The following is a 19,879-nucleotide window of genomic DNA, read 5'->3' on the forward strand; positions in this document are numbered from 1 at the left end:
CTCGTTCAATCCACAACCGGGAGTAGCGATAGATGAAGAATAGATTGTTACTGCGTGTTAGTACCGCGATCGGCATCGCGTTGCTCGCAATGTCCGTCGCGCAGGCAGGCGGTGTGAGTGTGACGTTTCAGGTGAGGATGAACATCAAGATGCTAGAGGGAACGTTTCAGCCCGGCTCGGGCGATATTGTGAGCGTGAACGGATCGTTTAACAACTGGACTTCCGCGGTCGACACATTGAAGGATCCCGACGGGGATAGCGTCTATAGCAAGACCGTTGCGCTTCCCTTGATCCTTGGAGACACCATCCAATATAAATTCTGGAAGACGTTGCGGGGGGGCATCGATTGGGAAGGCGGAAACAATCGCCTCCATGTGATAGCAACTTCGAACGATACTCTCTCGGTCGAGTATTTCGACTACGATTCGGTGTACACGCCTCCGGTCCCTGTGCCTGTCACCTTCCAGGTGAACATGAAGATCAAGATGCTCGAAGGGACGTTCCAGCCCGGCAGCGGCGACATTGTGCGGGTCGCAGGCAGTTTCAATGACTGGGGGAACTCCACCGACACACTCTCCGACCCTGACCACGATAGCGTCTACACGAAAACGGTCAACAATACCATCTTCGAGAACACGACCGTGCAATACAAGTTCCTGAAAACGCTGCGGGGCGGCCTCGATTGGGAGAGCGGCGACAACAGACAGTATAACGTTCCGCCGGGAGGGGGCACCGTGCCTGAGGCCTATTTCGACAACGACTCGGTCTATACGCCTCCGGTATCGGCGCCCGTCACCTTCCAGGTGAACATGAAGATCAAGATGCTCGAAGGAACGTTCCTGCCCGGCAGCGGCGACATTGTGCGGGTCGCCGGCAGTTTCAATAACTGGGGGAGTTCCACCGACACGCTCACCGACCCGAACCAGGACAGCATCTACACGAAAACGATAGCCGATAACGTTATCTTCGAGAATACGACCGTCCAGTACAAATTCCTGAAAACTCCGCGGGGCGGCCTCGATTGGGAAAGCGGTGACAACAGGCAATATAACGTTCCCACCGGCGGCGGGACCGTGCCGGTCGCTTATTTCGACTACGACTCAACCGTGAACCTTCAGGTGACCGCCAGCATCCTCTGGCAGGTCGACATGACGACCTATGAAGATCTGGGCTGGTTCCGGCCCGACCTCGGCGACACCATGCAGGTCCGGGGACCCTTCAACGGCTGGGGTGGATCGAAGATGGATCAGAGTTTCATCAACCCGGGCCTCTATCAGACGACCTACCCTGCCGACGGCTCGCCCTCTGCGGATATCGGCTTCAAGTATTTCATGCAATTCGATTCGGCGGAAGCTGCCATCCGTTTTCCGGGATATAGCAATGCGACCAGAGACGGCATGGCCTACGATCATCCCGCGACGAGAGGGGACGGGAACCGGCTTATCAATATCGGAAACGGCGGGGAGATCACAACAGACCTCGCCTACTTCAGCGACATCAATCCCAAAGGGGAGATCGCCGCGGGCGACACAGTGACGGTGACGGTCACGGCCAACATGGGTCCCGCGACGCACTACCTCACCCCGCTCGACCCGGCGACCGATACCGTACGATTGGTGTTCCAGGACGCGCTCTCGCGTGCTGCCCAGCAGAAGATCCAGGGGACCTTCCCCCAGACGCTCGACATGTCCCATTCGTCGCCGTCAGACACGATGTACACCGTGTCCTTCGATATCATCGGCCCGGCGCACTATAACCTGCAATACACTTACCGGTATGTGCAGCCCGGAGGATTTGTGGTGGATCAGGGTGGCGGATTGGGGAACCAGAATCTCTTCATCTCCCGGTTTATCCAGCCGCTCGCGTTCGGAAAGAATTCGAGAATATCGAAAATCGCCGGAACCGCCACGACCTGGCCGAGGAATTATTCCGCCCCGGTCGACGATTGGCAGAAAGCCACGCCGCTGGAGCATGAGACGCCCCCCTTCGACATCATCAACGGGGTGAGCCCTGATAAAGCTCCGGGGCGGCCTGTGGCTTACCGGCTGTTCCAGAACTATCCGAATCCGTTCAACCCTGCGACCCAGATCCGGTATGCTCTTCCGGAGCGCGCCCATGTTTCTCTCAGGGTGTACAACCTTCTGGGGCAGGAGATGGCGACGCTCGTCAATCAGGATCAACCGGCAGGGAATTACGTCTCGCTCTTCGAGGCGAATAAGCTTCCTTCAGGAGTCTATTTCTACAAACTGCAGGCTGGCAGGTTCCTGGATGTGAAGAAGGCGTTGCTCGTCCGGTAGGCATTCGCCCGGCCCCCCCCCCGCGAAGGGGGTCGCGGATGCAGAGCGTAGCGGCATTGGTTGGCGCGGTGGAAGCCCGGATCCCGGGCACTCACCGCGCCTTTTATTTTCCGCCCGCCGGGCGCTCGATCTGCGCCAGGAGTTTTGCCGCAGGGCCGTAGCGCGGATTCCCGGCGAGAATCGTTTTCAGCTCTTCGACCGCCCGGTCCTTCATTCCGTTCCGGGAATAGGCGATCGCCAGGGTCGTTCCCGACTCGGCGCGCTCCGCCGCAGACTGGCTGAGCCCCACCGCCTGCTCGAGCATCGGGATCGCCGAGTCCGGACGCTGTTCGTTGATGTCAATCGTCCCGAGCGCAAGAGAGGCGTACCGCGTGGGTTCGATCTCGAGCGACTTCCGGAGTATCCCGTACGCTTTTCCGTTTTGATTTGTCCTGAGATAGAGCTGCCCGACGATAAGGTATGCGGAAACGTTGTACGGAAGCTGGTTCATCAGCGCGCCGTATTCCCGCTCCGCCTCGCCGGTGTGGCCGGTCGATTCGTAGTACCGGGCCGCCGCCACGTGTCCTTGCTCCCACGTCGAGTTTCCCCCGGCGATCCCGTCGACGATGCGGTCGATCGCAGCTTTCCCATGGGGGGAAGAGGGTGCGAGGGAGGCTCCTGTAAAAGGCCAGGAGGATGTCAGGGACTCGATCCTCCGCGCCGCACACCGGAGGTCGAGGTCTGTCCCGGCCCAGTTTCGGAAGAGTTCCTCGTCGCCAAGCGTGTCCCGCTTCTCCCATTCCTCCCTCGAAGCCAGCATTCCTTCGTCCCGCATGGAGCGGGCGTACTCCTTGGCCATCAGGAAATAACCCCTGAGGTTGGGGTGAAGATGTTCGAGCATCAGGTTGTTTCCGAGGAGGGAGTCGGGTGATTGCCCGGTCAGCGACATCTCGATGTCTACGAAGCGCGCACTCCCATCCCTGCAGGCGCCGCGGATCGCCTCGTTAAAATCGCCGCTCGTTCTGAACCTCAATTCGTCATAGTCCCGCGCCTGAAGATATTCGCGCCGCGCTTCGGGCTTTCTGCCGAGTGTGTCGAGGCACCGCGCAATCTCATAGTGGACGTCTGCGTGAAGGGAGTCGATCCGGACCGCCCGCCGGAAGAAGGAGAGGGCCGAGTCGAATTCCCCCCGCTTGCGGAGGTCCCGGCCCGCGCGGATCGATTCATCCAACGCGGCCCGATCCGCGTCGCCGAGTTCATCCCGGCGTCCGGAAACGAACGGAGGGCGGTCCCGCAGGTTTGAAGCCTGGGAACTCAACAGGAGAGGGATCTTCTGCTCCGCGCACAGGGATGCGAGCTCCCGGAGATTTTCCCCGAAATTCGACAGGCACGCGCGATAGGATTTGCTGCCGTAGGCGATATACTGGTCGCGGGCGAGCCGTTCCATCATTGTGCCGCCCCGGTCGGGAACGATGCCGGCGGAAAAGAGCCTTGAGACCCATCTCACACCATTCCGGAGGAGGAGGAACGAGCGAACATGGATCAGCTTAAGATAAGCCCGGGTCAGCCAGCGCGCGCTGCCGGCAGATTCGTGGGAAGCGATGCCGAGGGCTCCATAGAATTCATTGTGTCCGTCATAAACGATCAGGAGATCCGGCTCGTAGGCGGGCAGTTCGCCTGCGATGTCGTTCACCGTGAAGCTGTTGGTCGCAGTCAACCCGAGGTTAATGACCTCGATCCGCCGTTCCGGGAAGAGCGCCCGGAGCCTGTCTCGCAGGAAGGTGGAAAAAGACCCGACATACCCGTAGGGATATCCCACCGTGGTCGATCCGCCCAAACAGAAGATGCGGAACGTATTGGCCGCCTTCGGGATTGTGAAGTAATCGGGAGAGGTGTTCGGGCTGAACTCTACATGGGAGAAATACCGGTCCTTTACGTCCGGATTCATCACCAGGTACGACCTCCCCCCGACCTGCTCAGAGGCGAAGAGAGAGAGATCGGGCCCGTAGTGGGTAAGGCGAAGCACGCCTTCGAGCGCGGCAAGGAGCAGGAAGGGGAGGAGAATGGTGACGGTGAGAAAGCCGGCCCTGGGCCGGCCGGTTGGCCGGCGGGAGAGCTCTTTCTTACGATGCTGTTGCAATCGGGGAGGCCTTCTTCAAGAGGACTATACTCTGCTAACTCGTGATTTCATTCAGAATATACGTGCTTGGTCCGATATTTCAAACACGGCAATCCCGGAAAACGCCGCTCTTGGTAGCCGCAGCCTTCAGGCTGCGGTCTCGTTTCCACGCGGAGCGTGGGAACGAGGAAAGAGGGCAATCCCGGAAAAACCCGCAAGCTGAAGCTTGCGGCTACCGATTCCTCTCCGGTCGTCTCTTGGTCGCGGTCACCGTTTCCTCTTCGGTCGTTTCTTGGTAGCCGCAGCCTTCAGGCTGCGGTCTCGTTTCCACGCGGAGCGTGGGAACGAGATGGGATCTCCCGAGTTGCATTTGCAACCCGTTTTTTCTACTTTAGGGCAAGAGGTTGTTGAGAGCACATTCTTGCCCGAACGACATGATGATCCCACCGGCTCCATCCCCTGCGAATCATAAACCTGCGTTCCCATATTTTGCCCTGCTCCCGATTCTGGCTACCCTTCTCGTCTCGGTTTCCGCACGGGCGTTAGCCCAGCCTGTCGTCCCGGACTGGGCGGAGGACGCGATCTGGTATCAGATTTTCCCTGAGCGGTTCGCCAACGGTGACACGTCCAACGACCCTCCCGGCGTCGAAAAGTGGGGAGGAAAGCCGGAGCCCCGTAATTTCTTCGGAGGGGACCTTCAGGGCATCATCGATCATCTCGATTACCTTCAGCGTTTGGGAGTGAACGCCCTCTATCTCAACCCGATTTTCGAGTCGCCCTCCAACCACAAGTATCACACCTCGGATTATCTCAAGATCGACCACAATTTCGGCGACGATGCCGTTTTCCAACGCCTGGTCGGGGAATGCCATAGAAGGGGCATGCACATCATTATCGACGGCGTGTTCAATCATACGGGCGTCCATTTCTTTGCATTCGAAGATATCAAGAAGAATGAAGCGAAATCCCCCTATCTCAAGTGGTATGACGTTCACAGCTTCCCCGTGGGTCCCCCCGAGAAGCCCAACTACGAGGCGTGGTGGGGCCTCGGTGACCTTCCGAAACTGATGACCGGCAATCCGGAGGTCCGGAAGTATCTGTTCGACGCAACGACGCATTGGATGAAAGCGGGCCTGGACGGATGGCGCCTCGACGTGCCGAATGAGATTCCCCACGAATTCTGGATCGAGTGGAGAAAGCTCGTGAAGGCCGAGAATCCGGAGGCCTATATCGTTGGCGAGATCTGGGATGATGCCACACCCTGGCTTCAGGGTGACCAGTTCGACGCGGTCATGAATTACCGGTTCCGGGGGGGCTGCGTCGGCTTTATCGCGCTGGGAAACCAGACCGCCACCCAGTTCGATTCAACCCTCACCGCCCAGCGCAACGCGTACCCGGGCCGGGTGGACTATGTTCTCCAAAACCTCATCGGCAGTCACGATACCGAGCGGTTCATGACGCTCAGCGGGGGGGATGCGGAGAAGGTGAAGCTGGCGGTCCTGGCCCAGATGACGTACGTCGGCGCTCCCATGATTTACTACGGCGACGAGATCGGCATGCAAGGGGGAAAAGACCCGGACTGCCGCCACACGATGGAGTGGGATTCGACGAAATGGAACCTCGATCTCTGGACGTGGTACCAGAAGCTCGTGAAGATCCGAAACGACCACCGTCTCTTCCGGCGCGGCTCCTACAAGACCGTCCTGGCGGATGACGCGGGCAAGCTGATCGGATATGCGCGCGAAGACGGGTCCGAGCGCGCGCTGGTATTCCTGAATAACGGTTCGCGCGACGCGAAGGCTCCTCTTACGGGGGTGCGGTTGCCTCCGGACGGCTGGAGGAATCTTCTGACAGGCACGAGGATCCCACCCGCCGACAGCGTCGTCGTCCCGGCCCGGTCGGGAGTTATCCTGTTCTCAAGCTCGGCCGAATGAATGAAGTGGATCGCCCTCCTGCTGGCAGGCGTCGTCACCCGGGCCATCTGCGCAGACAGCGTGGACGTGACCTTTCGTTTCAATATCGCGGGGTTTCCGGGCGGAATTTCCGTTCCGGGAGAGTTTAACGGATGGAACAACGCCGCCTGGCCGATGTCGTATCAGGGGGGAACGCTCTGGATCAGAAACGCACGGCTGGCGGTCGGCGGCAATCCTGCGCCGGGCGGGATCGCAGGCGCCTGGCAATACAAGTTCTACTATAACGGCGCCTCCCCGTGGCCCAGCGACCCCCTCAACCATCACGTCAACACGGCGGATAACGATAATTCCTTCCTCTACGTGAAGGATCCGACCATCTATCAGTTGCTCCCCAACCAGCGGTTGCCCCTCGTCACGACCTCCACGCCAACGGTCTCCGCCTATATTTTTCCAACAGTTGGGAGCGTCGTGGATACCTCGCTCCTCGCGCTCGAGATTGACGGCATCTCCTACCCGGGGCTCGGCCAGTTCTATAATTTCGGCACCAGGCAGTTTACATTTATTCCGCCCCCCTTGCCGAACGGAAGCCATCTCCTGATCCTGACCGCCGGAGCGAACGCCGACACGGTGACATTCGAGACGCAGGGAGGGTTTGTGAGGCTTCTCAACCAGTCGCCCTTCTCGACGCTGAAACCGGCATGGACGCTGAACGGTTTGGTGGGCGACGTCTCGGACACCTCGATCCTCATCGTAAGGAATTCCACGGACACATTCGCGGTCGCCGCCGCGGGCGGAGCGTTCACATTCGCCGCCCCTCTCGCCGAAGGGACGAATACCTTTGTCGCCCTGGCAGATTCGGCCGGAATCTCCAAAGCTTCCTACCCGGTTCAGATCCAGAGGATTGTCAACCATTCCCCCCTCGCGGCGATCACCTTCGACACGAGCCTGGGGCAGGTGCGCCTCAAGGCAACGTCGAGCAGCGATCCCGATTCAGGCGAGTCGGGCCAGCTCTCCTACCTCTGGAGCGCGGATCCCGCCAACCCGTCGGCGACTCCGGGAGTGGATGGGTCTGTTTCTTCCATCATCGGGATACCCCCGCCGGCTCTCCCGGGGGAATACTATTTCAATCTCATCGCCGCCGACCCCGGGGGAAACCGCGATACGACGCGCAATTATTTTACGATCGACCCGTCGGGCGCGATGACCGTTCCGAGCCTCGCGAGCAATCCCGCGTGGGTGAAGCAGGGGCGGCTCTACGAGTTCTTCTTCAAGTCCGCGACCCCCCAGGGGACCATCAACGCCGCCCTGCCGAAGCTCGACTTCATCGCGAGCATGGGGTACAACATCATCTGGGTCATGCCGGTGATGGACAATGCGTTTCCGATCAACAACGGCCCGGGGCCGGGGTACGACATCATCGATTTTTACAAGGTCGCTCCCGAGTACGGCACGAATGCCGATTTCAAGAATTTTGTCGATCATGCGCACCAGCTCGGCCTGAAAGTCATCCTTGACGTGACGCCGAATCACACGAGCACGCATCACCCTTTTGTCTCGAGCGTACGGTCCTTTCGGCAGAATTCGCCCTACTGGGGATTCTACCAGCACCAGCTCATCACCAACCCGAATTACCATCCCTACATCTCCGAAAGCCTCACCCCCGATTCGGTTTTCGTCTATTACAGCGCCTTCGGAGGAGAGATTTTGAATTACAACTGGACTGATATCGACGCCCGGAGTTATATGATCGGCGTCTACCGGTGGTGGGTCAGGGAAATGGGGCTCGACGGGTACCGCCTCGACGTCTACTGGGGACCCACGTTCCGGTCGAACAACGGGAACGGCGGAGAGAATGAAATGGGACACCCGCTGCGGGTCGCGCTGAAACACATCAAGCCGGACATCCTGCTCCTCGGCGAGGATAATGCGACGGGTGTCGGGACCGAGACGAAGTTCGGGGACCGGGGGGGAGGCCTCGACGCGGCCTACGACTGGAACCTCTTCCACAACGGGATTCAATTCCTCTATACGCCGTCTCCGCAGACAGGCTCGTTAAACAACTATCTTTTGAACTTCGGAGGCTCATCGATGGGCTTTCTGCCGGGCCCCAACGCTTACTTCATGCGCTTTTTGGAGAATCATGACGAGGAGAGGATCATCTGGCAATACCAGAGCGCGCCGAAAACCATGCCGGTTTCGACGACCGTGCTCCTCTCCGTGGGGTTACCGCTCGTCTATTCGGGAGAGGAAGTCGGCTGGGGCGCGGGCATTCCGGATTACGACCAGCGCAGGCGGGGAGTGATCGACTGGAACAGCGCAGCCCGCACGCTTCTGCTGCCGCACTATCAGAAACTTGCCCAGATCAGGAAGCAATTTCCGCCCTTCTGGTCGCAACGCCAGATCAACCTTCCGACCGGCGACTCCCGCCTCCTTGCGTACACCCGTCCGCTCAACGACCTGAACGGGATCATCCTCGCCAACTTCGACTCGAGCGCCCATACGGTCTCCGTGTCGCTCTCGGGCTCCGGGTCGCCAAATGTCGATTTCACCGGCGGGGTTCAGAACGGTTTGGCGTATCACGCAAGCGATCTCTACAACGATACCGTCTACACGGTGGTATTCGCTTCGGGTAGCGCGTCGCTTTCTGTCGCCCTGCCGCCCTTCGGATCATCAGTGCTGGTGCTGGCCGAGAGCACCTATTCGCTGGCGCTTCCCGCGGTGCTGGGAGTGAAGGATCCTCTCTCCGTACTCCCCTCGAAGTTCTCGCTTGCGCAGAATTATCCGAACCCCTTCAACCCCGCGACCACGATCGAATATACCGTCGCCAGAGGCGGGCCCGTCTCGCTCAAAGTCTATGATCTCCTCGGCAGGAACGTGGCGACGTTGTTCGAGGGTTTCCGCCAGCCGGGGCGCTATAGCGCCACCTGGGACGCGTCGCGGTCGGGGGAGGCGGGGAGCGGCATCTACTTCTACAGATTCTCGACAGGATGGTTCCAGGATGTCCGGAAAATGCTGTTAATCCGGTAGAAGTAGAGCCGCCTGTCCGAAATGCCGCTCCAACACCTCACGAACATCCGGAAACGACTGAACTCCGCGAGCCGGAAGGCAGCCGTAAAAGGGAGCTATGCCATCCCGTCGCTCTGGTCGCTATCGAATTCGCCGAACCCGGCGAACCCGGCGAAATCGGGGGGCGGTACTCTTCAAGTCGACCCCTTTGAATTTTTTGACGAAGCGCTCGGACGGATCGAAAGGGAACCCCGGTCCCCGATCGCCGGCTCTCCACGGGGAGAGTGGTCGCGGGATGCCGTAATCTATAATATGTTTGTCCGGAGCACCTGCGCGTTCGATCATGATCAGAACGGAAAGCTCGATCTCCCCTCGAACTCCTCCGGTTGGAAGGAGACCGGCACATTCCTGAAAGCCATCGCCCTTCTCCCTTATGTGAAATCACTCGGTGCAAACGTCGTCCACCTGCTGCCGATCACATCGATCGGTTCCGACGGGAACAAAGGGACGCTCGGCTCCCCCTATGCGATCAAGAATCCCTACGAGCTCGACCGTAATCTTGGCGAGCCGAATCTTGGCCTCGGGCCGGAGGAGGAATTCAAGGCGTTCGTGGAAGCCGCCCACCATCTCGGAATCCGGGTCGTCGTCGAATTCGTCTTCCGGACCTCTGCAAAGGACGGCGACTGGGTGAAGGAGCATCCGGAGTGGTTCTACTGGATCAAGGCGGAGGTAAGGGACCGGCCCCCGGGGTCGGCGGACGAGTCCGCATACGGCCCCCCGCTCTTTACGAAAGAAGAGATGGGGGAGATTCTGAAGGCAGTCGAGGAGGAGAGGTTCGGGTCACTTCCGCCTCCCCACAAGGAGTTCCTTGAGCTGTTCACAATACCGCCGGCCAAATCTTCCATCAAGCTGAAGGGGGGGAGGTATCTGGGCGTGCTCCCGGAGCACGCGACCGTCCGCATTCCGGGAGCATTCGCCGACTGGCCCCCGGACGACGGGCAGCCCCCCTGGGGCGATGTCACGTTCCTCAAGATGTACGAGCATCCGGATTTTAACTACATCGCTTACAACACCATCCGCATGTACGATTCCAGGCTGGCAAGCGAAGAGAATATCAATAAGCCGCTCTGGAAGAAGGTAGCCGATATCATTCCCTATTACCAGCAGAATTTTGGGATCGACGGCGTCATGATCGATATGGGGCACGCCCTCCCAATGCAACTCAAGAAGGAGATGATAAGCAGGGCCCGTGCAATCGATCCTGATTTTGCCTTTTGGGATGAGAACTTCTCTGTCGATGCGAAAAGTGTGGAGGAGGGGTATAGCGCGGTGATCGGATACGTCTGGAGCGATTTGCATCACCCCGATAAGTTAATAAGCCTGTTGAGGCGGTTCGCGCTCGAGGGTTATCCGATTCCCTTTTTCGCCACTCCCGAAAGCCATAATACACCGAGGGCGGCCATGAGGGAGGGTGGAATGGCTTATTCCAGGTTTGCATGGGCAATTTCCAACTTTATTCCCGCCATTCCTTTTATCCACTCAGGGTTCGAGCTTGGTGAAAAATTCCCTGTCAATACGGGGCTCGATTTCACCAGCAAGGATCTGAAAAATTACCCATCTGCCTCGCTCCCACTTTTTAGCCAATTCGCCTACGATTGGACGAGCCGGGACGAAATGACGGACTGGGTCAGGAGAGTCTCGGCTATAAGGGCCAAGTACCGCGATCTTGTCGTGGACCATTCTCCCGGATCCTTTAGGTATGTGGACACCGATAACTCCTCTATTGTTTGTTTCTTACGCCATTCACCTCAAGTTAAGCATCAGCTTTGTGTGGCAGCCAATCCGGACATGCGCCTGTCTCAGCCCTTTTCACTGACATTGCCTCCCGGCAGCCCGGCACCGATCGACCTCTTGTCCGGCGAGATGCTGATCCACCGTGACGGGTCTCTGAAGGCCAATCTGGAACCCGGACAGGTCATACTGGTGGAATTATGAGGCTTTCTGGCATACTGAGCGGGTTGATCCTTTTCCTGGGACTTTCCTGCGCGATGAGGGAGGATCCGAACCGGATCGTCATCTGGCACCAGATGCGAGTAGACGAGCGGCTGATTCTCGAAGATCAGATACGGCAATTCATGACGCTTCACCCGGACATCCGCGTGGAGGCCATCTATAAGGAAACAGAGGAACTGAGGTCTGGATTTATCATCGCGGCGATCGCGGGGCAGGGACCCGATCTCGTCTACGGACCCTCGGATCAGGTCGGCCCGTTTCAAGTGATGGATATTATCAGGCCTCTGGAGCCGCTCTTCGATACTACCTTGCTTCAGGCATTCAATCCGAAGGGGTTGACCTGGTATAAAGGCCATTTATACCAGGTCGCCGACAAGCTCGGGAACCACCTCACACTGGTCTATAACAAGAGGCTTGTCAAAGAACCGCCCCGGACCGACGAGGAGTTGATAGCGCTGGGGAGGAAATTGACTCTCGACACGGACGGGGACGGTAAGATTGATCAATATGCGCTCACCTGGAATTATACGGAGCCTTTTTTCTTTATCCCGTTCATGACGGGGTTCGGCGGCTGGATCATGGACGACCAGGGGAATCCGGCGCTTGATAACCCCGGAACAATCGGGGGGTTGCAATTCATCAAGGAGTTGCGCGACACCTACCGGATTATCCCGCCTGAGGCCGACTACAATATCGCCGACGCTCTTTTCAAGGACGGGAAGGCGGCGATGATCGTCAACGGCGACTGGTCGTGGTCCGGCTACCGCAAGGCAGGCATCGATATCGGTGTCGCGCCGCTCCCGAGAATCACCCGGACCGGGCTCTGGTGCGCGCCGATGGTCTCCCCGAAGGGATATTCCATCAACTCAAACGTCCCCCCGGAGAAGGTTCCGTTGGTGGCCCAATTCCTTCGCTTTATACTCGGTCCGGAGAATCAACTGCAAACTGCGAAGGCCCTGGAGACGATGCCCACCTGGAAAGCCCTCTACACCGACCCGTTTATCAGAGACGACGAGATCCTCATTAATTCCGAGAGGCAGATAGAGCTCGGCAGGCCGATGCCGGTGGTCCCTGAGCTCCGGGCGATCTGGGACGCGATGCGTCCGAGCTATCAGGCGGTGCTCGGCGGGGCAAAGACTCCCGAACAGGCGGCGCGCGACATGCAGCGCCTCGCCCTTCAAAAGATCGCGGAAATGAATGAATAACCGCCGCCGGAAAATATTCATTGCCGTCTTCGTCGTCCCCGCCTTCCTCATCCTGGTGGGCGCGGTGTTCTACCCGTTCATTTACAATGTGGTGATCTCGTTCTCGAACATGAACCTCCGCCACATCAAGGACTGGCGCTTCGAGGGGTTGAACCAGTACGCGAAGGTCTTTACGGAGCCCACCGAGCCGAATTTCTATGGCGTGTTCGTCAAGACGATCATCTGGACGGCCGTGAACATCGTGTTCCATGTCGTGATCGGGGTTTCGCTCGCGCTTTTGCTCAACCAGAAAATACGGGGGCGGTCGGTTTACCGCACACTCCTCATCCTGCCCTGGGCGATTCCCCAGTATATCGTCGCTCTGACGTGGCGCGGGATGTTCAATTATGAGTACGGGTCGATCAATCTCATCATCACGAAGTACCTGCACCTGCCGGCCGTGGAGTGGCTGAAGAGCCCGACGGAAGCATTCCTGGCTTGCATCCTCACCAATGTCTGGCTCGGATTTCCGTTCATGATGGTGGTGGCCCTCGGCGCGCTCCAGAGCATCCCGCACGAACTCTATGAGGCCGCTGCGATCGACGGAGCTACGTGGTTTCACCGGCTGAAAAGCGTCACGTTGCCGCTCATCCGTCCGGTCATGATACCTGCGATCACCCTCGGGATCGTCTGGACCTTCAATAACCTCAATATCGTGTGGCTCGTGAGCAATAGCGGCGAGCCCTCGGACAAGACCCATATCCTTGTTTCGTTCGTCTATAAGGCGGCATTCAATCTCTACCGGTACGGATATGCGGCGGCGCTCTCGATGATCATATTCGTCATCCTTCTGATCTTCAGCCTGACGTTCCTGCGGCGCTCGAAAGCCACGGAAGGGGCCTACTGAAAATGGCCTCCGCCGCAGGGAGAAAGAAACTGGCTGGGAGGGTGTTGACCCATCTCGTCCTCATTCTCTTCGTCGCGATCGCGGTCTATCCCGTGCTTCAGATCGTCGCGGTTTCGCTCCGCCCGGCCGACAAGCTTCTTTCGACGTCCTTGGAGATCATCCCTGCCGGCGCTTCGCTCAAGTGGTACGCCGCGCTCTTCACCGAACAACCCTTCCTAAGGTGGGTCTTGAACAGCACCATCGTCGCCCTGGCTGTCACGTTGACCGGAGTCTGCCTCGCGTCGATGGCGGGCTACGCCTTCTCGCGATTCACGTTCGCCGGCAAGAAGGCGGGGATGCTGGCGCTCCTTCTTACACAGATGTTCCCCGCGACGATGCTTCTTCTCCCGCTTTACATCATGCTGATTTATCTGAAACTCATCAACACCTACCTCGGTCTGATCATCACCTACACGGCGACGGCGCTGCCCTTTTGTATCTGGACGATGAAGGGGTACTATGACACCATCCCCTCGAGCCTGGAGGAGGCCGCCCGGATCGACGGGTGTACGCAGTCGGGGGCGTTCCTGAGGGTGATCCTGCCGCTCGCGGCCCCGGCCCTCGTGATCACCGGGCTCTTTTCGTTCATGACCGCGTGGGCCGAGTACCTTGTCGCGGCGCAGATCCTCCAGGACAGCGCCCTCTGGACGCTGCCCCTCGGCCTCAAGTCGTTCGAATCGAACATGTCGACCGAATGGGGCCTCTACGGAGCCGCATCGCTCATCGTGATGACGCCGGTGGTTATTCTCTTTCTGGTGCTTAGCAAGTGGCTGGTCTCTGGCCTGACGCTCGGGAGCGTCAAAGGGTGACGGAGGAGGCCTGCCTACGGGGAGGGAAAAAAGTGGATGAGTATCCTGTCGAGCTTGTTCCTCCAGTTTGTCCAGTTGTGGCCCTCGTGATACTCTTCATAAACCACCCGGGCCCCCTTCGAACTTAAAAGCCGGTTGACCAAAAGGGCCTCGGCGCGGGTGTCATGGATCGTGCCGGTTTGTATGTAAAAGTCTCCGCGCGCCCGGTCTGTCTCCTTGAGAAGCCTGATCACCGCTGAATCCGCCTGCAGATAGGCGGGTGACTGCGAGGCGCTCTTTGTGATAAAACTGCCGCGCCGCAGGACCGCATAGGTCGAGATCAGCCCCCCCATCGAGGCACCGAGGATCAGACGGTTCGCCGGGTCTGTCGACACCCGGTATTTGTCCCGGATGACGGGGGAGACCTCCTTCTCGAGGAAATCGAGAAAGGGATCGCTCGCGGCGTAATCCGTCATCCTCTTATTGCTCGAGGGATCCCGGGGATCGGTCCTGGGATCGATAAACACCGCGACGACCGGCCGGATCCTTTTCGACAAGATCAACCGGTCGAGGATCCTGTCCATTCCGGCAAGCGAAAGGTACTCACCTCCATCCGTCACGTAGATTGTGGGGAGACCCTTCTCGGGGGACGCGCCCGGCGGGGTGTACACATAGATCGGATAGGTTCTGTGCAGGTAGCTGCTTCCGAGGGAGAGGGTATCGAGAGGTCTCCGCTCCGACGTCCAGAGGATCGGCGGGGAGCCATACCCGGGCATGAGCAGCTCCGAGTTTTCTCCGAACCCTCCCTGCGCCTTGCGGGGATTCCCCGGGTCGAGCATCCACACGCTGTCAACCCAGAGCTTATATTCCACCCGGCCGTCGACGGGAATGGTGTCTTCCCGCACAAATAGATCGGTCCCCCCGATGCGCATCATCGGGGACGCCGAGGGATTCCATCCGTTGAAGTCACCCGGCACCGCAACGAGCCTTGCCGGCCCGCGGAAGTAGAAGCGCACAAGTGAATCCTCAACGAGGGGAGGAGGGTGGCTGGAAAGGTACCGGTCGATCACCCGGGCCCGTTCGAGCGAGTCGGGTGATGCGGCGATCTGCTTGAGGAGTTCCGAATAAGACTGGGAATGGAGGTTTGCCTGGAACGCAAGGAGGAACAGGATCAAGCATCGGGCAAGTCTGACCGGATAGACCGGAACCATCGGCGCTTCCCGTGGGAGAGCTAAAAAAGGGAATAGATGAACGGGGCGAGTGCGGAGCCTTCCGTGAGCACGATGACCAGGCTCAGGAAAACGAGGATCACCACGATCGGACCGAGCCACCATTTTTTCCTCGTTCTCATGAAGGCCCACAACTCGGAGAAAATAGAGAGTCGCGAGGCGAGATTATGGGTGAATTTCATAGTCCGGGCGGCCGTTGAGGGATAATACCGAGTTTCGGTGAGAGTTGCAAACCCTCTCTTGTCATCCCAAGCGAAGAATCCCGCTGCAAGATTCTTCGTCGCTTCGCTCCTCAGAATGACATACCTAATCGAGTTGCAATATGCCCGACAATTGCGCTTCGCGATCGGTACTCTTCATCCGCTCTTTGTCGATGAGGAACGGGCCGAGGGCAAGGTAATCCATCTCCGTGGCCATGAAGCACCGGAAGGCGTCATCCGGGGTGCAGACGATCGGCTCTCCCCGCACGTTGAACGAGGTGTTGATGATCACCGGGCACCCCGTCTCTTTGTCGAACTGCGCGATCAAATCATAAAACAACTCGTGATCCTGCCTTGTCAACGTCTGGAGGCGCGCAGAGCCGTCGACATGAGTGACGGCCGGGATGACCGCTTGCTTCTCCGGCCGCACCTGCGCCGTGAAGAGCATATACGGGCTCGGATGATCGGACTCGAAGTACTCCGGCATCCGGTCCTCCAGCACCACGGGGGCGAACGGACGGAAACTTTCCCTGTATTTGATCTTGAGGTTCACCCGTTGCCAATTCTCCGGGTTTCTGGCGTCCGCGATGATGCTGCGGCTCCCGAGCGCCCGCGGGCCGAATTCCATTCGGCCCTGGAACCATCCGACCACTTTTTGTTCCGCCAGAAGCCGGCTCGCGCGGCGCAGAAGCTCCGATCGCTCCAGGCGTTCAAATTCGATCCCGCGTTCGACGAGAAACCGCTCGATTTCTTCGGGGGAAAATGAGGGGCCGAGGAACGCGTTCTTCCAGAGATACTCACGCTTGTTCCCGAGCACGGTGTTATAGATATAGAAAGCGACACCGACCGCACCTCCGGCATCTCCCGCCGCAGGCTGAATGAAGATGTCCTTAAAAGGGAGCTGCCCGCGAATCTTGCTGTTCGAAACGCAGTTGAGAGCCACTCCTCCTGCCATGCAGAGGTAGTCCATCCCTGTTTGTTTGTGAACATGCCGCGCGAGACGGAGGACGACCTCATCGGTGATTTGCTGGAGGCTCGCGGCGACGTCCTTGTGAAACTGCGAAAGCGGAGACTCGGGGGACCGACGGGGTTGTCCGAAGAGCCGTTCGAACCGGCCGCCGGTCATCGTGAGCTTCCGGTCATAGACGAAGTAGTCCATGTTCAACCGGAAACTGCCGTCCTCCTTGAGGTCGATCAGGTTCTCGAAGATGAGGTCGCGATAGACCGGGTTCCCGTAGGGCGCGAGACCCATGACTTTGTATTCTGCGCTGTTGACCCTGAATCCGAGGTAGTAGGTGAACGCCGAATAGAGGAGGCCGAGGGAGTGTGGAAAATGGATCGATTCCATCAGAGTGATCCCGTTATCGCGGCCGATCCCGTAGGTCGTGGTTTCCCATTCACCGACGCCGTCCATCGTCAGGATCGCGGCTTCCTTAAAAGGAGAGACAAGAAAGGCGCTCGCGGCGTGCGAAACATGGTGTTCCGCGAAAAGGACCGGGCCCCCGTACTCGAGCTCCTTTCTGATCATGTGCGGTACCCACATCTTTTCCTTGATCCAGACGGGCATCGCCATAATGAACGAGGGAAAACCGACCGGCCATGTCGCGAGGCAAGTCTGCAGGATACGGTCGAATTTATCGAGAGGTTTATCATAGAACCCGACATAGTCGACCTGCGCCGCCGTGATTCCCCCTTCCCGGAGGCAGTACTCGATCGCACGGGAGGGGAAGCCCGCATCGTGTTTTCGGCGTGTAAAGCGCTCCTCCTGTGCGGCCGCGACCAGCCGGCCGTCGCGGATCAGCGCGGCCGCGGAGTCGTGGTAGTAGCACGATATGCCGAGAATGTTCACTGTCGGGCTCTTCTAGAACTGATGCTTCGCGCGTTCGAGGGAATCATCCGTCCGTTCCTTCTTGATCCAGTAGGTGGAGCCCGTGTGATACTTCCGGGAAAGCAGGTCCTTCCCGAGCAAACGGAGAACCAGTGCGCCGACGGCGAACAGCGTGAAGTAGACGACCGTAAGGATCACCCGGGTGTTTACCCACCCAAGCGCGGCGGCGAAGGCCATCCACCATCGTTTGAGGGTGGCAAAAACATTCCTGATGGGGCTGTTCGCGGGAGGCATCGAAGGTCAGGGAAGTTGGGCGAGAATTCTCTTCGCGTCGGCATTCTGGGGGTCGAGACGGAGGGCGGACTGCAGGTTTTCCCTGGCCTTTTCCATCTTGCCGATCCGGCCGTACGAGACACCGAGGTAAAAATAAGCAATCGCAGCAGCTTTCGCCTCCACCTTTTCGGAGCCGCTTTCCCGGGCAGCAATCACCCCTTCAAATTCGTCGATAGACTTTTGAGTCTTTCCCTGGTCGAAGTAGAGCATGCCGAGCCGGGCGCGGACAAACGGAGACGCCTGAAGCGCCAGCGCCCGGTGGTAGGTTTCCTCCGCGAGCGAATCGTTTTTCATCGCCCGGTAAACGTCCCCGGTGAGCATCACGGGATAATAATAACCGGGGAGGACCTTCGACACGGCGTAGTATTCGCGCACGGCTTGCCGGGTATCCCCGCTCTCGCGATACCACTCCGCAAGCGCATAATGCGCATCCGACCATCCGATCTGTTTCAGGACATATTGCTGCGCGAGCTCTTGAACCCTCGTACCGGGGTGATACGATTCCTTCGGCTCCCCGGGTTGCTTGAACGGCCACCGGTTCGTGAGGCGGAAAACCTTGCAGCGCGCCACCTCGAGTTCGAAGGGCGTCACGCCCGAACGTTCCTTGTACTCTTCATCCGGGAGATCCCGGCTCCATTGCCATTCGGCCCTGGGGGCAGGAAGATCGTTGTCCGAGAGCGACTTCAAAATGCATTTTGCGAGCAGAACATAGCCCTCGAAGTTCGGGTGAAGATGCTCGAGCATGAGGTTGTCTCCGACGGTCCCGCCCGGCGAATTGTCGTCGAAGGCCCTGTCCACGTCGGCCAGGCTCGCATGCCGCTCCCGGCAGACCGAACGGATCGTGTCGTTGAACTCTGTGGCCGCGCGAAACCGCAACCCGTCATAGTCCCTTGCCCTCCGGTATTCCGCTTTTGCCTCCGGCGTTCCGGCGCCGAGGCACCGGGCGAGGTCGAAATGGGCGGAGGCCCGGACTGAATCGACGGCGATCGCATTCAGAAAATTCCCGGCCGCCGCGGGCGTGTCGCTTCGCTCCAGGGAGGAATGCCCCGCTTCCTCAAAGTGCTTCCAGGCCGTTTGGAGGGAATCGCCCGTCATCTCCGAGAACAAGGACATAAACGGTTTCTGATCCCGGATATTGCTCGTGAGCGTACAGAGAACGACGGGGATGCCGTGATCCGAAGCGAGGGAGGTGATGTCGCGCAGGTTCTCTCCGAAATTACAAAGGGCGCGGTTGTATTCCCCGTCATGGTAGCGGATAGCCCTGTTGCCCACCATTGCTTCCATCAGGTCTGAATCCGCGCGGGAGGGAGGATGCGTTACCAGCTTCCGCAGCGAGGTGATTCCGTCCCGCAGTAACAGGAATACTTTGCTCTTCAGAAGCTTCATGTAGAGTTTGATCGGCCCGCGCCATCTTCCGAGGTATTCCGTGGAACCCACCCCCATGGCGCCGTAGAATTCGTTATGGCCGGCATAAATGACGAACGCGTCAGGCCGGTACTCCGTCAACTCGTCCACAAAATCGAGCACCGCATAGCTGTTCACCGCGGAGAGGCCGCCGTTGATCACCTCGATGTTGTACTTCGGAAGGAGTTGCCGCAGCCGGTCCTGGAGCAGCCGGGGAGCCGTCGCGTTATAGTCGAACGGAAATCCCTGCATCGTCGACTCACCGAGCATGAAAATCCGCTTCGTGTTCGGCCGCTTCTCAATTTCGAACAGATCGTCGGAGGGTTCCGGAATTGCCACCCCCTCCTGAAGAAAATAGCGGCGGGCGATCCGGGGGTTGAGCGTATACCACTCTTTCCCCATGACACGGGTTTTGACCACGAGATCGAGCGTTCCCCCGTAATCGATCCTCCTCAGCAAAAGCTCCGTTCCGGCGAGAAGGAGGAGGGGGGTAAGAAGCATGACGATCCAGAATGCCTTCTTGTTCCGGGGGAGGTCGGCCTTTTTCCCGCCTTTCGTCGCGTGAGGCGTCATTGAGGAACAAAGGGTTGCAATTCCCGAATACACACGCGATAATATAGGGAAATTCCATGTGAATCGA

The 19,879-nt window shown here is 58.8% G+C and carries 13 protein-coding genes; 7 read left to right on the plus strand and 6 right to left on the minus strand.

Annotated elements, in window-relative coordinates; genetic code table 11:
• Window positions 1–32 precede the first annotated feature (32 nt).
• On the plus strand, window positions 33–2,297 hold the full coding sequence (locus VI215_00780) for a T9SS type A sorting domain-containing protein (protein ID HEY6190840.1): 2,265 nt from the start codon (window positions 33–35) through the stop codon (window positions 2,295–2,297).
• Window positions 2,298–2,400: 103 nt separating this feature from the next.
• Here VI215_00780 and VI215_00785 read toward each other — a convergent pair whose 3' ends face one another.
• Entirely contained in the window at window positions 2,401–4,416 is a 2,016-nt protein-coding gene (locus VI215_00785; protein HEY6190841.1) for a tetratricopeptide repeat protein, read from the minus strand.
• Window positions 4,417–4,829: 413 nt separating this feature from the next.
• Here VI215_00785 and VI215_00790 point away from each other — a divergent pair, with 413 nt between their 5' ends.
• The 6 genes from VI215_00790 to VI215_00815 are packed head-to-tail and all read left to right on the plus strand — an operon-like array spanning window position 4,830 to window position 14,266.
• Window positions 4,830–6,329, plus strand: a complete 1,500-nt coding sequence (locus VI215_00790) for a glycoside hydrolase family 13 protein (GenBank protein HEY6190842.1) — start codon at window positions 4,830–4,832, stop codon at window positions 6,327–6,329.
• Window positions 6,330–9,335: an alpha-amylase family glycosyl hydrolase gene (locus tag VI215_00795; GenBank protein ID HEY6190843.1), complete on the plus strand. Its 3,006-nt coding sequence runs from the start codon at window positions 6,330–6,332 to the stop codon at window positions 9,333–9,335.
• Between the two features lie 21 nt (window positions 9,336–9,356).
• Entirely contained in the window at window positions 9,357–11,309 is a 1,953-nt protein-coding gene (locus tag VI215_00800) for an alpha-amylase family glycosyl hydrolase (GenBank protein HEY6190844.1), read from the plus strand.
• A complete protein-coding gene (locus VI215_00805) occupies window positions 11,306–12,532 on the plus strand; it encodes an extracellular solute-binding protein (GenBank protein ID HEY6190845.1) in 1,227 nt (408 codons plus the stop codon). The genes VI215_00800 and VI215_00805 overlap by 4 nt, the downstream gene beginning before the upstream one ends.
• Entirely contained in the window at window positions 12,525–13,418 is an 894-nt protein-coding gene (locus tag VI215_00810; protein ID HEY6190846.1) for a sugar ABC transporter permease, read from the plus strand. The genes VI215_00805 and VI215_00810 overlap by 8 nt, the downstream gene beginning before the upstream one ends.
• Window positions 13,419–13,420: 2 nt before the next feature.
• Window positions 13,421–14,266 (plus strand): sugar ABC transporter permease, encoded by an 846-nt coding sequence (locus VI215_00815; GenBank protein ID HEY6190847.1) that lies wholly within the window; start codon window positions 13,421–13,423, stop codon window positions 14,264–14,266.
• 14 nt (window positions 14,267–14,280) lie between these two features.
• Here the strand turns inward: VI215_00815 and VI215_00820 are convergent, their stop codons facing one another.
• The 5 genes from VI215_00820 to VI215_00840 form a co-directional block, all read right to left on the minus strand.
• Window positions 14,281–15,456: an alpha/beta hydrolase-fold protein gene (locus tag VI215_00820; GenBank protein HEY6190848.1), complete on the minus strand. Its 1,176-nt coding sequence runs from the start codon at window positions 15,454–15,456 to the stop codon at window positions 14,281–14,283.
• A 20-nt stretch (window positions 15,457–15,476) separates the two neighbouring features.
• The gene (locus VI215_00825) at window positions 15,477–15,656 is read right to left on the minus strand and encodes a DUF5989 family protein (protein HEY6190849.1); all 180 of its coding nucleotides are present in this window, start codon (window positions 15,654–15,656) and stop codon (window positions 15,477–15,479) included.
• A 124-nt stretch (window positions 15,657–15,780) separates the two neighbouring features.
• Window positions 15,781–17,523 (minus strand): carbamoyltransferase, encoded by a 1,743-nt coding sequence (locus tag VI215_00830; protein ID HEY6190850.1) that lies wholly within the window; start codon window positions 17,521–17,523, stop codon window positions 15,781–15,783.
• A gap of 12 nt (window positions 17,524–17,535) precedes the next feature.
• On the minus strand, window positions 17,536–17,796 hold the full coding sequence (locus VI215_00835) for an SxtJ family membrane protein (protein ID HEY6190851.1): 261 nt from the start codon (window positions 17,794–17,796) through the stop codon (window positions 17,536–17,538).
• 6 nt (window positions 17,797–17,802) lie between these two features.
• On the minus strand, window positions 17,803–19,812 hold the full coding sequence (locus tag VI215_00840) for a tetratricopeptide repeat protein (protein ID HEY6190852.1): 2,010 nt from the start codon (window positions 19,810–19,812) through the stop codon (window positions 17,803–17,805).
• Window positions 19,813–19,879: the final 67 nt, after the last annotated feature.

The organism is Bacteroidota bacterium (assembly GCA_036522515.1).
Lineage (GTDB): Bacteria > Bacteroidota > Ignavibacteria > UBA10030 > SZUA-254 > VBOC01.